The organism is Candidatus Eisenbacteria bacterium (assembly GCA_030017955.1).
Lineage (GTDB): Bacteria > Eisenbacteria > RBG-16-71-46 > JASEGR01 > JASEGR01 > JASEGR01.
The window spans coordinates 1-14,654 of the sequence record JASEGR010000066.1; the positions used below are offsets into that span (position 1 = coordinate 1).

Annotated in this window: 13 protein-coding genes; 10 read left to right on the plus strand and 3 right to left on the minus strand. The window is 52.3% G+C overall.

The window, feature by feature from the left end; translation table 11 throughout:
• The first annotated feature begins 135 nt into the window (after positions 1-135).
• The 10 genes from amrS to QME66_10280 all read left to right on the plus strand — a co-directional run bounded on the left by amrS (position 136) and on the right by QME66_10280 (position 13,437).
• Complete coding sequence (amrS, locus tag QME66_10235) at positions 136-1,185, plus strand: AmmeMemoRadiSam system radical SAM enzyme (GenBank protein MDI6809344.1); 1,050 nt, start codon at positions 136-138, stop codon at positions 1,183-1,185.
• Positions 1,182-1,526 (plus strand): ribosome silencing factor, encoded by a 345-nt coding sequence (gene rsfS / locus QME66_10240; protein MDI6809345.1) that lies wholly within the window; start codon positions 1,182-1,184, stop codon positions 1,524-1,526. The genes amrS and rsfS overlap by 4 nt, the downstream gene beginning before the upstream one ends.
• Positions 1,527-1,586: 60 nt before the next feature.
• On the plus strand, positions 1,587-3,293 hold the full coding sequence (argS, locus tag QME66_10245) for an arginine--tRNA ligase (protein ID MDI6809346.1): 1,707 nt from the start codon (positions 1,587-1,589) through the stop codon (positions 3,291-3,293).
• A gap of 72 nt (positions 3,294-3,365) precedes the next feature.
• Entirely contained in the window at positions 3,366-4,274 is a 909-nt protein-coding gene (locus QME66_10250; GenBank protein MDI6809347.1) for a PfkB family carbohydrate kinase, read from the plus strand.
• A 425-nt stretch (positions 4,275-4,699) separates the two neighbouring features.
• The gene (locus tag QME66_10255; protein MDI6809348.1) at positions 4,700-5,071 is read left to right on the plus strand and encodes a hypothetical protein; all 372 of its coding nucleotides are present in this window, start codon (positions 4,700-4,702) and stop codon (positions 5,069-5,071) included.
• 6 nt (positions 5,072-5,077) lie between these two features.
• Positions 5,078-7,582, plus strand: a complete 2,505-nt coding sequence (locus QME66_10260; GenBank protein MDI6809349.1) for a sigma 54-interacting transcriptional regulator — start codon at positions 5,078-5,080, stop codon at positions 7,580-7,582.
• A 935-nt stretch (positions 7,583-8,517) separates the two neighbouring features.
• Entirely contained in the window at positions 8,518-9,225 is a 708-nt protein-coding gene (locus QME66_10265; GenBank protein ID MDI6809350.1) for a hypothetical protein, read from the plus strand.
• A gap of 247 nt (positions 9,226-9,472) precedes the next feature.
• Positions 9,473-10,768 carry an HD-GYP domain-containing protein gene (locus QME66_10270; protein ID MDI6809351.1) on the plus strand — a complete coding sequence of 432 codons (1,296 nt, stop codon included), beginning with the start codon at positions 9,473-9,475 and terminating at the stop codon, positions 10,766-10,768.
• Between the two features lie 80 nt (positions 10,769-10,848).
• Positions 10,849-11,940, plus strand: a complete 1,092-nt coding sequence (gene purM / locus QME66_10275) for a phosphoribosylformylglycinamidine cyclo-ligase (protein ID MDI6809352.1) — start codon at positions 10,849-10,851, stop codon at positions 11,938-11,940.
• Positions 11,941-11,964: 24 nt separating this feature from the next.
• Positions 11,965-13,437, plus strand: a complete 1,473-nt coding sequence (locus tag QME66_10280; protein MDI6809353.1) for a sigma-54 dependent transcriptional regulator — start codon at positions 11,965-11,967, stop codon at positions 13,435-13,437.
• 131 nt (positions 13,438-13,568) lie between these two features.
• Here QME66_10280 and QME66_10285 read toward each other — a convergent pair whose 3' ends face one another.
• The 3 genes from QME66_10285 to istB all read right to left on the minus strand — a co-directional run.
• Positions 13,569-13,694 carry a hypothetical protein gene (locus tag QME66_10285; GenBank protein MDI6809354.1) on the minus strand — a complete coding sequence of 42 codons (126 nt, stop codon included), beginning with the start codon at positions 13,692-13,694 and terminating at the stop codon, positions 13,569-13,571.
• Between the two features lie 76 nt (positions 13,695-13,770).
• Positions 13,771-13,980, minus strand: a complete 210-nt coding sequence (locus tag QME66_10290; protein ID MDI6809355.1) for a hypothetical protein — start codon at positions 13,978-13,980, stop codon at positions 13,771-13,773.
• An 86-nt stretch (positions 13,981-14,066) separates the two neighbouring features.
• Positions 14,067-14,654: IS21-like element helper ATPase IstB (istB, locus tag QME66_10295; GenBank protein ID MDI6809356.1), on the minus strand; the 588-nt coding region annotated here is incomplete at its 5' end.

Consider the following 14,654-nt stretch of genomic DNA (forward strand, 5'->3'; position numbering starts at 1 on the left):
CGTCAGAGGGGCGAGAAGCCCCTATGAAAGTGTCGTGTCCAGGGGCAAAGACATATACAAGGAACTTCCGGGACACGACACTAAGGTCTCTCCTTCACATCTTCTTTCTCCCTCGATCGACGAGATGAACTGACCATGGCAGGGAGAACACTGGTAGAAGCCGAATTCTATAACAAGCTCGATTCAGAAGTGACAAGGTGTGTTCTCTGCCCTCACCACTGCACTCTGAAGCCGGGCAAGACCGGACTCTGCCTCGGAAAGACGAACATCGACGGAACACTCTATGCAGTGAACTATGGGCAGGTCGCCTCTGTTGCGGTGGATCCGATTGAGAAGAAACCTCTTTATCATTTCTATCCCGGAAGTCAGATACTCTCGGTTGGGCCCAACGGTTGTAACCTAAGATGCATCTTTTGTCAGAACTGGGAGATATCTCAGACTCAGGTTCCGACAAGCGAGGTGAGCCCTGAAGAGCTGGTGTCGCTTGCCCTCAGAAGAAACTCAATCGGGATTTCGTACACTTATTCTGAGCCTCTCATCTGGTACGAGTTTCTGATGAAGACGGCCGCTCTCGGAAAAGAGCGGGGGCTTGTCAATGTGCTGGTGACCAACGGCATGCTCGATCCGGACCCATGGAGGAAAGTGGTTGGTGTTATCGACGCAATGAATATTGACGTGAAGTCGATGGAGCCGCGGTTTTACAGGAAGGTGTGCAAGGGCTACCTCGAACCTGTTCTGAGGAACGCTGAGGAGGCAAAGAAGTCCGGAGTTCACATCGAGATCACGAATCTCCTTGTCCCGACGCTTAACGATTCGGACGAAAAGATTGAACGTTTGGTAGAATGGGTGAGCGAGCGGCTCGGCCGTGATACACCGCTTCATTTCTCAAGATGTTTTCCTCAATATAAACTTGACGGCCCGCCCACCCCAATTGCGGCTCTTGAGAGAGCGTGGGAGATAGGAAAGCGGAAGCTCGACTATGTCTATCTGGGAAACGTAATGATGGACGATGGCAGGGACACGCTTTGCCCGGGGTGCGGCGAGACACTTGTTGAGAGGATCGGTTATTCAACGAGAGTATGCGGAGTCGCAGACGGAGGCTGCAAGAAGTGCGGGAGGAAGGCAGACATCGTCGGACTTGGTGGAGTGAAGACAAGGCTCGACCGGGAGAAAACCACAAATTGACTGCGGACAAACTTGCTAACAGGGCCGCGAAGCTTGCCCTTCAGAAAAAAGCTGTTGATGTAGTAGTTCTTAACTTGAAACCTTTCGGTACAGTCTGCGACTATTTTGTCATTTGCAGTGGAGAAAGTGAGCGGCATGTGGGGGCAATCGCGGATAGTGTTCAGGAGGGGCTCGAAGCAAAGGGAACCCATGCCTGGCACCTTGAGGGCTATGCCAGGAAAAGGTGGGTGCTCATTGATTACGTGGACGTGGTTGTCCACATTTTTCATGAGAAAACCAGGCAATACTATCTTCTCGAAAGGCTGTGGGGCGATGCCGAAAAAGAAGAGTTTTCCGACTAATGAAATCGGGAACACATCACTTATTCCGGCTTCCCGATTGTCAGCTGTTGAGCCTTCCGAATGAACATAGAACGCGAAATAAATGAAGCTCTAAGAGAGTATCTCCGCAAGAATCCTATTCCTGACGGCCATGCTCTCCCGGAGGCAAGGCTCGAACGTCCCCGCCTCCCTGAGCACGGTGATCTGAGTAGCTCCATTGCCCTTGCGCTTGCTTCCGTTATCAAGAAAAACCCACTTGATATCGCTCAGGCAATAGCATCTGAGCTCAAGTCCGGCGCGTCCTCCATTGAGAAAATCGAAGTAACTCCGCCGGGATTCATCAACTTCTTCTACAAGAAAGAAGTTCTTGTCCAGTCGCTGAAAGAGATTCTGGCAAGAAAGGAAGAGTACGGGACGTCAAAGATTGGGGGAGGAAAGAGAGTTCAGGTTGAATTCGTCAGTGCAAATCCGGTTGGTCCGCTTAACGTGGTGAACGGCAGGGCGGCCGCAGTCGGAGACGCAGTCGCGAGGCTCCTCGGCGCAGCCGGCTTCGATGTCTCCAAAGAATACTATGTTAATGACGCGGGAACCCAGGTTGAGATTCTCGGGAAATCTCTGGCGTCGAGATGGTCCGCGCTTTCTGGGCAAGTGATCTATCCTTTTCCTGAAGATGGATACAAGGGGCAATATGTGGTTGAGCTTGCAGAAAAGCTCGATTCTGAGAGAAGACTGGATTGGTTGAACGCGCTCAAAGCCTCAAGCGGACCTGACAGAATCGCTCTCATTGAGAAATCAACCGGGAAATTTAGAGACTATGCTCTTTCAGAGATGATCGAGACCCAAAGACGTGAGCTGGATGAATACAATGTCGTCTTTGATGTGTGGTTCAGGGAATCATCGCTTCGCTCGGAAGGTGCGCTGGAGCAGACTCTGGCCGATCTAAGAACAAGGAATTTCGTGGTTGAAAGAGATGGCGCGCTTTGGTTCAAGATGGAAGGCTCAATGGAAGGCTCAGTGGAGGAGAAGGAGAGAGTGCTGGTCAGGAGTAGTGGAGAGCCAACCTACTTTCTTGGTGATCTTTCGTATCACAAGAACAAGTATGACCGCGGATTCGAGAAGGTGATTGATATATGGGGGCCGGACCATCACGGCCATATTCCCAGGATGATGGCAGGAGCTTTGGGTCTCGCAATTCCGCGGGGATGGCTCGAAATAATGACCGTTCAGATGGTGAGACTGGTGAGCGAAGGAAAAGTCGTGAAGATGTCAAAAAGAGCGGGAGAGTTCATAACGCTCAAGGACCTGATCACTGAAGTTGGGAGGGACGCCGCAAGATATTTCTTTCTCATGAGAAGAACATCAAGCCATCTGGATTTTGACATAGACCTTGCGAAGAAAACTTCGGCGGAGAATCCGGTTTACTATGTGCAGTATGCCCATGCCCGCGCAAGGAATGTCGCAGCTTTTGCACGAGAAAAAGGAGCTTACCCTGAAGCGACATCCATTGATTTCTCCTTCCTTGGGAATCAGGATGAGACACGGGTGATGAAACTTCTTGCGATATTCCCTGAAGTCATAAAGGGGAGCGCCATCGCCAGAGAGCCGCATCGTGTGACAGATTATCTTCACGAGCTTTGCCAGAGTTTCCATCAGTTTTATCAGCGGAACAGGATCGTCGGCGAGAAGAAGGAGATCGAAGGAGCAAGGATCGCCCTTGTCGAAGCTGTTTCGATCGTGCTCAGAAACGGGCTCGGAGTTCTGGGCGTGAGCGCGCCCGAGAAAATGTAGGGTCTGTCCGGTTGAGTTTATCGTGGCCCGGAAATCCAGGTTTGGGAATGAGGACCTAAACAGGAGGTCAACTTGGACGTTGTCGTGGTAGGGTCGGTGGCACTTGATAAGGTGAAGACGCCTTTCAGTGATGTGAGAGAGAGTTTGGGGGGATCGGCATCGTATTTCTCCATCGCCGCGAGCAAGCTGTGCAAGGTCGGAATGGTTGCAGTCGTCGGGGAAGATTTTCCGCCCGCTTTCACCAGGATCTTCAAGGAAGCAGATATCGATCTCAGTGGTCTCGAGTTCCTCCCGGGAGGGACGTTCACATGGGAGGGAGAGTACGACTACGACCTTCACCACAGGAAGACGATATCGACCTGCCTTAATGTGTTCGAAGGTTTTCATCCGAGACTTCCCGCGGACTACAGGACGGTCAGGTACGTATTTCTTGCAAACATAGCTCCAAAGCTCCAGCTTGAGGTTTTGAACCAGGTGAGTTCACCGCGACTTACCGTCTGCGACACCATGAACTTCTGGATAAGTTCTGAACGTGAGGCACTTGCGGAGACCCTGCAAAAGGTTGACGTTCTTGTCATAAACGATTCCGAGGTAAGAGAGATTACCGGGGATCCGAGTTTGATAAGGGCGGCAAGAAAGATTCTCAAGATGGGGCCGATGGTCGTGATTGTGAAAAAGGGAGAGCATGGTTCGTTGCTTATCACAAGAAACTTCTACTTCTCGGCACCTGCGTATCCCGTTGAGGCAATAGTTGACCCGACAGGTGCCGGAGATTCCTTTGCCGGGGGTTTCTTGGGCTGCCTTGCACGCGAAAACGACCTGAACGAAAGAGGCATGCGACGGGCCGTCATTTTCGGGACGGTTATGGCATCCTTCGCCGTCGAGAGCTTCGGTGTCGAGAGGTTGAGAGCTGCCTCACTCGAAGAGGCGCTGAAACGATTCAGGGAGTTGAGAACCATCTCCGAATTCGAAGTCGAGTAGAAGCGATTAAGCCCGGCGTGTAAACTGCGGTTACCTCCGATCCGTAAACTTCAGGTTCAGTAAAGAAGCAGTTGAACGACAAGAAGCACGGGGCCTCACCGTAACCCTCTTGCAGGCGCTGCACGTTCCATCTCCGTTCATAATCTTAGCACGTTCTGGCACAAGTCCTGCTGGATTGGCTCAAGAAGTCGCACGAAATAGTGCTACCACTGAGAGAAAACTCCAGTTGACATTCAGTCTGAGCTCGGGTATAATATCCGCGTTTGAGACTGCAGCCCTTCCTGAGGCGCCAATTGCGCCGAAAAGGAGGAGATTACATGGGAAGCAGTCGGTTTTTTGGCTCTTGTGATTCTGAACCCCCAGTTCATGAGCCGAACCGGGGGTTTCTATTTTCCGGCAGTCCACAATTGGGAAGGAGGTTTATCATGAGAACACAGTGGAAAAGGTTTGCTTTTTTCATTGCTCTTGTTCTCGCCAGTGTCGCGTTCTCTTGGAGCGAGGTCGGGGTCGTAGGACCGACAAGTGCGGCCGTTATCCACAGCGGCGACATGGGCGATCCCGATGAGCCGACCGCGTCGAGCTCTGGTCCCGAAACTTTCTATCTCGGTCCAGCTGCAAGCCGCAGGATCGAGCCGCCTTCGGTGAAGCAGACCAAGATGGCTGACAACAGTCTGGTTGGCAACGGGAAAGCTGGGGCGATAGTCTCCACAGGCCCGGATGTCCGTACAATCCGCCCGAGTCTGGGAAACCTCTTTGTTACGTTTCTTAAGTACTACTTCATAGCAGGAAGGAGGTGAGCAGCGATGGCAGCGCGGAAAGAGCCACAAGTGAATTTCGAAGAAGCTCTCCTTGAAGCGCGAAACAGGGGAGATGCAAAGGACGTGTTGGAAGCTCTTCTTGATATGGCAAGACTCTATTCCACATGTGACCTCCAGAGCGAGGCCATTCGCTGCTACGAGGAAATCCTGAAATTCAACGAGACCAAGAGTCTCCTTTCTCCTGAAGAAGTAAACGGCATTCTCATCTCCCTGGGAACCTCATGCCTCAGGAAAGGAGAACTCAGGAAGGCATTCTCGATTTGCGAAGGGCTTCTTGCAGATGCCGGGGACAAAGATCCTAAGCTTCTCGTGAAAGCCTGCATCCTCGCATCTTGGACTCAGCTTTCTCTCGGCAGTGTCGAAAGGGCAAAGGATTTCAAGGACAGGGCAGAGGGTTTTCTGAATGAGCTTGATGATAATGAGCTTAGGACTGAGGTCCTTCTGATTTCGGGAAGTGTTGCCATGAGAGACGGAAGGTGGGCCGAGGCACAAGAACTCTTTGAGGAGGCCTTGTGGATGGCGCGGAAGTACGGCTTCGGTAACCTTCTCGCCGATGCACACAATGACCTTGGCCTCATCTGGAAGAACAAATGCTCATGGGCAAGGGCCAGGGAGCACTTGGAGACGGCGCTTTCCTTGGACAGGGAGGCAGGAAACTACTTCAAAGTCGCAACAAGGGCTACCAATCTCGGTGTGGTACTCTTGAAGAGTGGTAAGTGGAGGCAAGCCGAGAAGACGCTGGAGGAAAGCCTCGCTGCGAACAGGAAGATAAACAGGATCCCGGGAATTGTGCGCTCCTTGATAGCCCTCGGGAATGCCAAGAGGTTCCTTGGGTTCAGTGGCGAGACGGAATCGCTGTATCTCGAGGCCTTGTCTCTTTCACAATCTTCAGGCCTTCTCAGAGAGGAGTGCCTGGCAAAAGAGTTTCTGGGCGAACTCCTGTTTGAGAGAACTGACCATGAAAGGGCGCTTGACCTGCTTTCTCAGGCACTGACCGACGCCGAGAGAACTGCCCCGAACGGCGACATGATAGCCGAGATTGAGAGAAGAAGGGCTGAAGTATTGGTTGCGCTCGGCAAAGACAGTGAGGCAGAGGCTTCGGCAAAGAGAGCGATCGATTGCTCAAGGAGACTTGGCGACAAGTATGAGGAAGGCTCGGGTCTCAGGGTGCTGGGCGAGATAGAGGTCAGACGAGGAAGAGTGGATGAGGCACGAAGACTGTTCGATCTCTCAATCGAAACCTTGAGGGGCGCTGATGAGAAATTCGAGCTGGCAAAATCTTGCTTCTCTCTTGGGAAACTTCTGTGTGGGACAGGGGCCACGAGAAAAGACGGACGGAAGCAGCTGCTCACAAGCCTTGCGCTCTTTGAGGAACTCGGAGCTCAAGGGCACTCTGAAAAGGTGGAAGAGGAACTCCTGTCGCTGAAAGATGTTGCGCTCCAGAATCCCGCAGAAAGGCGAAAAGAAAAGGACTCGCGCCGCTCCAAACCAATCATTAGATGGGGAATGGTGACGGGAGGGGATTCTCTCAGAGAGGTGTTCTCGTTTGTCGAAAAAGCTGCCATGGTCCCCTTTCCAGTTCTCATCGAAGGTGAAACCGGCACCGGGAAGGAGCTTGTTGCAAGAGCGATTCATAGCCACGGAAGGAGAAGTACGGGGAGGCTTTTGGCTCGCAACTGCACGGCCCTTCCCGGGAATCTTTTTGAGAGCGAGCTCTTCGGCCATGCAAAGGGCGCTTTCACCGGCGCGAACCTGGACAAGACTGGTCTCTTTGAGGAATCCGATAACGGCACGTTTTTCCTCGATGAGATCGGTGACCTTCCTTTGGAGATCCAGGTCAAGCTGCTGAGAGTTCTTGAGGATGGAGAAATCACTCGTGTCGGTGAAACCAGGCCGCGAAAGGTTGACGTCAGGATCATTGCTGCGACCAGCAAGGACTTGGACGAAGAGGTCAGGCACGGGAGATTCAGAGCCGAGCTGTTCTACAGACTATCTGCTCTCAGAATAAAGCTTCCTCCGGTAAGGCAGAGAAAGACAGACATACCTTGCCTCGTGGACTACTTCCTTGAGAAATACTCAAGGATGTTGGAAATGGACAAACCTCTTTTGTCCCAGAACACGATGAATCTGTTCCTCCGGTACGATTGGCCCGGGAACGTGAGAGAGCTGGAAAACATCGTCAAGCGGATCGTGACTCTTTCATCTCCCGGCGTGGATAATTTCCACAGCGACCTTCTGAAGGAGGTCGGAAATCCGTCTGCCGGCGGAAACGGAGGAGACTCTCTCAAGCCTCTCAGGTTCGTCGTCAGAAAGGTCGAGATTGGGGAGATCGGGAAAGTTCTTGCCATGGCAAACGGGAACAAGACCATGACGGCGCGGATACTCGGTATTGACCGGAAGACCTTGCGAAAGAGGCTTGTCGGGGCTGAAACGCAAGACGCTTCTTCCGGATCCGAAATTCATGGCCCGAACTTTCCGCCAGTGGCATAGAGCCAAATGATGAGCCGCGGTCAGGAGAGCGCGTTCGAGAAAAGGTGAAGATATTCTCTCACACCTTCTTCGTAACCGTGGAGAGGACGGTGACGAGACGAGAAGCAACACGGAGTTCTGCGGAGACTGTGTCAAGGATCAGCCCGCATTCAATTCCTCAAGGGGAGGGTCAATTTGGACCCTCCCTTTCTCGCTGATGCCCAGTAATTCTCTTCTGTGAAGCAAGAATCTGACATCCCACGCCAGGAACTTCGCGGAGACTTCTTTGCCCGTACTGTTCACCGTCGACCGACACTGCCCGGGCCTTTGGCCCATCCGGGGAAAGTCTCCCCAGGCCCATCTCGTGTGTCCACAATGGGTTCCTCATATTGGCCAGATTCTGGGGAAGATGTCCCCAGCCAGAGACAAAAACAGTTCACAAACATCTGGGTAGAAATTGCTTTAGGAAAGACGCTTATCTCGTTGAATATCAATTAATTGTGTAAAGACATCAACTTGGCCCCACCAGCTTCAGATCCAGGGCACAAAGCTTGCCATACGTAGGCTTAGCTTCTGCCTCTGACCGGGGCGTCTTGTCGTCAAGGCAGCCGTTCTTTTCTGGGGGACGGACGGCCTGCACGAAGTGTGGAGGTTCCCTTGAACAGAAAGGGCGCAGTCTCAAACTCGCTCGGGATGAAGAGGGGACGGACGCCCCGGAGTTTTGTGTTGCCTGGAGAAACCGTTCTGTGGTAGAAGGGCAGAGGCGACATCAGTGGGATAAGTGATGCGTCCGACGATTGCATGTTTCTGATTGTCATGTGTTGGCAATCCTGATATCATTATTGTTAGCTAGTTTCTCCAATCGTTTTGGGCACGGCTCGCCTTGAAAGGAGGGCAGATCTCTGGAAAACGGACTTGGGAAGCCAGCATGGGTTGCACGTGCAGAAGAAGTGATTTTGGGCCTCAAGGATGTTTTGGCTGTCGAGATCACTGTCCAGAACGGCGACATAGCAGAAATCCACGTTGTCACCGAGGGCAGCCGATCTGCCAAGAACCTTGTCCGCGACATTGAGTCCGCGCTATTCGCCGAGCTAAAAAGAAAAGTTGACCACAGAAAGATAAGTATTGCGCAGAAGAAAGACATCCCAGAAGTGCCCCTTGACAGGATGAGGCATTCTGGACTATCCTTTGAAACGGAAAAGGTATCCCACAGCTATAGGGTTTGCTTCGAAGGCGTTAATCTGCTGGTTTCGGGTAATAAGGCTCACGCGCAAGTTGAACTCTCCTTGAACGGTTTGGAGATTCTTGGAAGCGCATCGGGTTCAAGCTCGCGAGAGAACTCGCTGAGACTTGTTGGGGATGCAGCCCTCCAGGCTATTGAGGGCTTGATTGACGATGATTGTGCCTTCTCGCTGGGCAATGTTGAAGTTGTGAGGCTTGGGAGTGAGGAAGTGGTCCTGGTCGGGGTGAGATTGCTTTGCGGCAGGACTGAGAAAGTCTTGGCGGGGTCATGTGTTGTGGAGGAGGAGGTTCAAAAGAGCGTTGTTTATGCAGTTCTGGATGCAGTTAACCGAGTATTCGGGAGGTTGAGACTCAAAGAGGAAACAGAATACGAAGTGAGGCCGGCGTCAATTAGAGAGGCAGAAGCGAAGCGGCTGGTCTAGATCGAAGAGCGGAGCGACCCTCCTCGCTTAGTGAAAACTGGCGAGAGATAAGCGATGTTAAGGAGGTGTTGCCCGGATGGAGTTCCTTCAGTTGGTTGTTCTAGCCACGCTTCTGAAGTGGATCACGGTAAACAGTAGAGGTCATTGGTAAAACCTGACTAGCCTCCTAAGTGATGTCGGCCTTTCTAATTCCTCAGCGGAAAGAGCTTCTTGCCGAAGGACAGAGTGAAAGACTGACTCGAGGTGTATGAAAAAGAAAGCGCTAATTACTCCCTTCAGGCTTTACTACTTCCTCGTGGTGGCGTCGGCCCTGTTTCTCCTCATTAAGGTAACTCCAGGCTCATGGCCAACCGGGCAGCCCGACTTCACGGCAACATTCTTAGTGTGGATTCTAATGATGGGAGTCGCCGCAGCTTTCCCGGTCAGGCTTGCCGCAGGCGGGACGGTAGATGTCGTATCCGCGCTTGACATGGCCGCGATAATCATCCTTGGCCCCGTTTACGCCGCTCTGGTTGATGTGGCAAGCACGGGCATTGTTGAACTCGGAGTCCTTAGAAAGGGAATCAAAAGATCGCTATTCAACGTGTCACTGGATGTGCTTACTGTGTTGATTTCGGGAGGTGTGTATGTTTTGGCTGGTGGCGTGGTGGGTAAGCCAGAAACAGGTAGACCGTTTCCTCTCCCTGCCTCAATCTTGCCGCTCGTACTTTCTGGAATCACATATTTTCTCACAAACAGCTTTCTCCTTAGCATCATCATTGGCCTCTCAGAGGGCAGGAGCCCTTGGAGAGTATGGCAGCAAGATTGGCTTCGTTCAGGGATCGTGCAGCACATTGGAATAATCCTTCTTGGGGCAATCATTGCGATCGTCTATTTCCAGGTGAAGCTCTGGGGAGTTTTGCTATTTTTCGTACCGCTTCTTCTGGTCCGCTATGTGCACAAGCTCTACGTTGACGTGAGGGAAGATCTAGTTGGCTTCGTGAGGGCGCTCACAAAGGTGGTTGACGGCATAGACTCGTATACAAAGGAGCACTCAACCAGGGTCGCCGAGTATGCGGTGACACTTGCAAGAGGCATGGGCCTATCTGAAGCACACGTGGAGACGATTGAACTTGCCGCGCTTGTTCATGATCTCGGGAAAATCTCAAAACCTGAACAGTGGGAGATAGTGAAGAAGGAAGGCTCGCTTACCAAAGACGAGATCAACACAATCAGGGAACACCCGACAGACGGGGCAAAGATAGTGGAGAGCGTGAGGCTCTTGAAAAAACCGTCGCAGCTTGTATGGTCCCATCACGAAAGACCGGATGGAAAGGGCTACCCCTTTGGTCTCAAGGACGGCGATGTGCCGATGGGTGCGAGAATCTTGAATGTTGCTGACTCATTCGATGCGATGACTTCAGACCGGCCGTACAGGAAAGCTCTTTCGATTGAGAAGGCAATTGAGGAGCTCGCGAAGCATGCCGGGACTCAATTCGATCCCGATGTTGTCGAGTGTCTCCTCAAGCTTTACGACGCGGACAAGTTCAAACTGATCAGGTAGCAGCCTACGGTAATCATTAACTCAATCGTCCCCCTGTGCAAGTTGGGGACGCATTTATTATGGTAGGGGACAGAAGTAACATGCGTAACAAGAATGAGAAGCGGTCTCTGTCCTACGCTCAGGCAGGCGTAAGCATCGAAAGAGCAGAAGAAGCGCTGAAGAGAATCAAATCGCACGTTCTTTCCACCCTGGATCCACACTCGATCGGCAAGCCCGGTCTCTTTTCCGGGTTTTTTGAGGTCCCGTCCGGATACAAAGAGCCAGTCCTTCTTTCGACAACTGACGGAGTCGGCACAAAGCTCCTCATAGCAAAGGAAATGAACTGTTACGATTCAATCGGTGTTGATCTTGTGAATCACTGTGCAAACGACATTCTTGTGCACGGCGGAAAACCGATGTTCTTTCTTGACTATGTCGGCACTGGAAAGCTCAATCCAGAAGTCGTTGAGAAGATCATTTCGGGGATGGCCAAGGCATGCCGCACCGCGGGTGTTTCTCTCATCGGGGGCGAGTTGGCGGAGATGCCTGGACTTTACAGGGATGCCGATTTCGACCTGGTTGGTACGATGGTGGGAATTGCAGAGAAATCATCCATAGTTGATGGTTCGCAGATACAAGAGGGAGACCTGGTGATCGGATTGTCGTCAAACGGGATTCACACCAACGGATTCTCGCTTGTGAGAAAGGTCTTGCTGCAGTCAAGAAGATTCACACTCAATCAGATGATTCCGGAGCTCGGAAGCGAGCTTGGCAAGGAGCTCCTGAAACCGCACAAGCTCTACATGAATGAAGTTGTGGAATGTCTTAGGACAGGATACGTGAGAGGTATGGCACACATAACCGGGGGCGGGCTCCCGGGAAACATTGTGAGGATACTCCCCAAGAACGTTGACGCCATTATCAGAAGGGGAGCCTGGAAGATGCCGGCAATCTTCTCACTTGTTGAGCGCAAAGGGTCCGTCTCGAAAAAAGAGATGCTCAAGACTTTCAATCTAGGCATTGGTTTCGTGATGGTCATTGCGGAAAAAGGCAACGCGGAGATTCTGAAGGCGCTTGATTCGACACGGAGCGCTGAGACCAAGACGGATGGACGAGATTCCTTTGAAATCGGAGAGATTGTAAGAGGCGGCGGCAAAGTAATAATGGAGGAGAGCGCGGAAGACTGCAGTTAGTAGTCGGCTTGTGGGGTGGCGTTCATGACAGCTTGGCCTGAAATGGGGTGGGGGGAGTTCAAGATCATTGCCGGCTTTGCCGAGAAGATCGGGCTCTTCCAAGAGAAGGAAGAGCTTTTTCATTTCCTAACCAGTGAATTCGCAGACACGTTCTCGACAAGAGGATCGGTCCTCTTTTTGAAGAAGCAGAAATCGTCCGATTGGGACGTGACGGTAACGAGAAGAATCTCACGTCCGCTCCTTTCTTCGCTCAAATCATTTGCTGAAGTGCATTCGAGGGAACAGCGGGACTCACTAAGCAAATTGGGCTTCCCCAGTGGAAACGGAGGGGAGCTGATGGTCCTTCTTGGACAAGATGGGACTGGTGATTGTGTGCTCTTTCTTTTGAAAGAGAAAAGAGAGGACTGGAGCGACAAGGAACTTTCTCTTGTATCGCTTATGGCTAACCAGGCCTCGCTTTCTGTCGAAAACTTTCTACTCTGGGAAGAGCTCAAGGGAAAAGCGCAGCACCACCTTGAAAGTGGTGAAAGAACTGGCCTCCACGGCCTTATCGGTGACAGCATCCCGATGAAGGAACTCTATCAGCTGATCGAGACTGTGAAGGACACCAGAAGTACTGCGCTCATTGCGGGCGAGACAGGAACCGGAAAGGAGCTAATCGCGAGAGCCATTCATTTCTTGGGCGCACGGAGGGAAAAGAATTTTGTTGCGCACAATTGCGGTGCGACTCCCGATACCCTCATAGAAAGCGAACTCTTCGGCCACACGAGAGGTTCATTTACCGGTGCGACTCAGGACAAGCAGGGACTTTTCGAAGTTGCTGACGGTGGGACGTTTTTTCTTGACGAAGTCGCCGACATGAGCCCGATGATGCAGATAAGAATTCTGAGGGTTCTTCAGGAAGGGGAGTTCAGGAGGGTCGGAGAGACCCGGTCAAGGAAGGTCGACGTAAGAATCATTGCTGCGACAAACAAGAACCTTGAGGAAGAGATTGAAAATGGCAGGTTCCGCCGTGATCTTTTCTACAGGCTGAACGTCATAGGAATCAAGGTGCCGTCGTTGAGGGAGAGGATAGAAGATATCCCGATTCTTTCGGAGCATTTCAGGGAGAAGGCCGGTCTCAAGTTCAGGAAAGAGGTCAGTGGATTCTCGAACGGGGCAGTGGAAGCTTTGATGGGCTATTGCTGGCCTGGCAATGTGCGAGAACTTGAAAATGAGATAGAACGGGCAGTCCTTCTGACTCCTTCAGGCGAAGTGATAGCACCTGAAGTTTTCACCGAGACTCTCAGGAGCAGGACATCGCCCGTCTCCGGAAAGGTGTTTGCAGGCAAGGGAAGTCTGAGAGAAATGAGGGGAAAACTGGAACGCACACTCATTCTTGAAACCCTTTCGAGGCACAAGGGAAACAAGTCTCAGGCGGCAAGGGAACTCGGCCTCACAAGGCAGGGCCTCATAAAGAAGCTCAAAGGTTTCGGCCAGCTCCCGCTATTTGAGTAGAAAACGGAACCCGCTTCTATCCGCCTGAGCGTCACCCTCGGCGTAAGCCGTGTAAGCGAGACGTGCCGTTTCGGTTCGGCTTTACCAAGCCAGGCTCGAAAGTGGCGGTCGAGGTTGAAGGCGGAATCTGGTTAGGTCGCGGACTTGTCAGCGGAGCCGTATGCCGCCTCAACTGTGAAGAATACAGCCCAGTGACCGCCGGACGATGGCGCGTCCTGGCGCACGCACCAAGAGATGTGAACGTGATACTTGATCATATGAAGGCCATCCTGGAGGGCACGGCCAACGCCCAGAATCGAGAAAGGTAGCAATCGCGGCCCAGGGACCACCTACTTAATCTCCAAACCACCCAGCGCCAGCGCGCAACAGGTCAAACGCAGCATCGATCGCAACCTCCATAAGACAGCGCACGTTCAACCCCCAGCTCATCCAGTGCGCACCTGCAGCCTCCTCACAATACGCACCACCGAAGGCTTGCACCATCGGAGCAATCGCACTCAACAGCATGATCGTCAGAACAAGCAAAAGCAGCACCTTTCTCATTTCTGTCTCACCCCCTGTTTGTGACAACGTAAAAGTGTACCACTGTGACAGAGCAAAAGTGACCCACCCCGGGGTTAGAAGACTTGTTATGAATCAGGAGGGCTGTTGGTTTCCTCTTGATTCATCTCCTTGTTTGGCCCGACAGGGCCGGAAGTGGCTACCACTTCGCGAGTTACAGATTTGCTCGACTTCTGTTTACGTCCCACACTTTCGGCGAAACGGTGACTTTCCCAGTCAAACTCATGGATTGTGCTGTGGTGGGTCAGTCGGTCCAGGAGAGCGGCGGTAAGTGCCGCATCGCCGAAGACTGTGGTCCACTGTGCAAATGGCAGGTTCGAGGTCACCAGCATCGATCCCTTCTCGTAGCGGTCAGAGAAGACCTGAAACAATAGCTGGGCTCCTTCCGATGAGAACGGGATATAACCGACCTCATCCAGGATGAGCAGGTGGTAACGCGAGAGGCGTGCCAGAGTTCGCTTCAGATGCCTTTCCTCGCGAGCTTCCACCAGCGTATTGACCAGGTCCGCCGCCGTCACAAACAGCACCCGGTAATCACGCCGGCATGCTTCTACTCCCAGGACTGTGGCGGCGTGGGTTTTCCCGGTTCCATGCTTGCCGATGAGAATGATGTTTTCACGTCGCGCGATGTAATGTCCTTCGGCGTACTGCCGAAG

Coding starts and splice junctions, on each gene's coding strand:
- QME66_10255 (MDI6809348.1), top strand. CDS start 4,700: ATGAGAACACAGTGGAAAAGGTTTGCTTTTTTCATTGCTCTTGTTCTC.
- QME66_10260 (MDI6809349.1), top strand. CDS start 5,078: ATGGCAGCGCGGAAAGAGCCACAAGTGAATTTCGAAGAAGCTCTCCTT.
- QME66_10290 (MDI6809355.1), bottom strand. CDS start 13,980: ATGAGAAAGGTGCTGCTTTTGCTTGTTCTGACGATCATGCTGTTGAGT.
- argS (MDI6809346.1), top strand. CDS start 1,587: ATGAACATAGAACGCGAAATAAATGAAGCTCTAAGAGAGTATCTCCGC.
- purM (MDI6809352.1), top strand. CDS start 10,849: ATGCGTAACAAGAATGAGAAGCGGTCTCTGTCCTACGCTCAGGCAGGC.
- QME66_10270 (MDI6809351.1), top strand. CDS start 9,473: ATGAAAAAGAAAGCGCTAATTACTCCCTTCAGGCTTTACTACTTCCTC.
- amrS (MDI6809344.1), top strand. CDS start 136: ATGGCAGGGAGAACACTGGTAGAAGCCGAATTCTATAACAAGCTCGAT.
- QME66_10285 (MDI6809354.1), bottom strand. CDS start 13,694: ATGATCAAGTATCACGTTCACATCTCTTGGTGCGTGCGCCAGGACGCG.
- QME66_10280 (MDI6809353.1), top strand. CDS start 11,965: ATGACAGCTTGGCCTGAAATGGGGTGGGGGGAGTTCAAGATCATTGCC.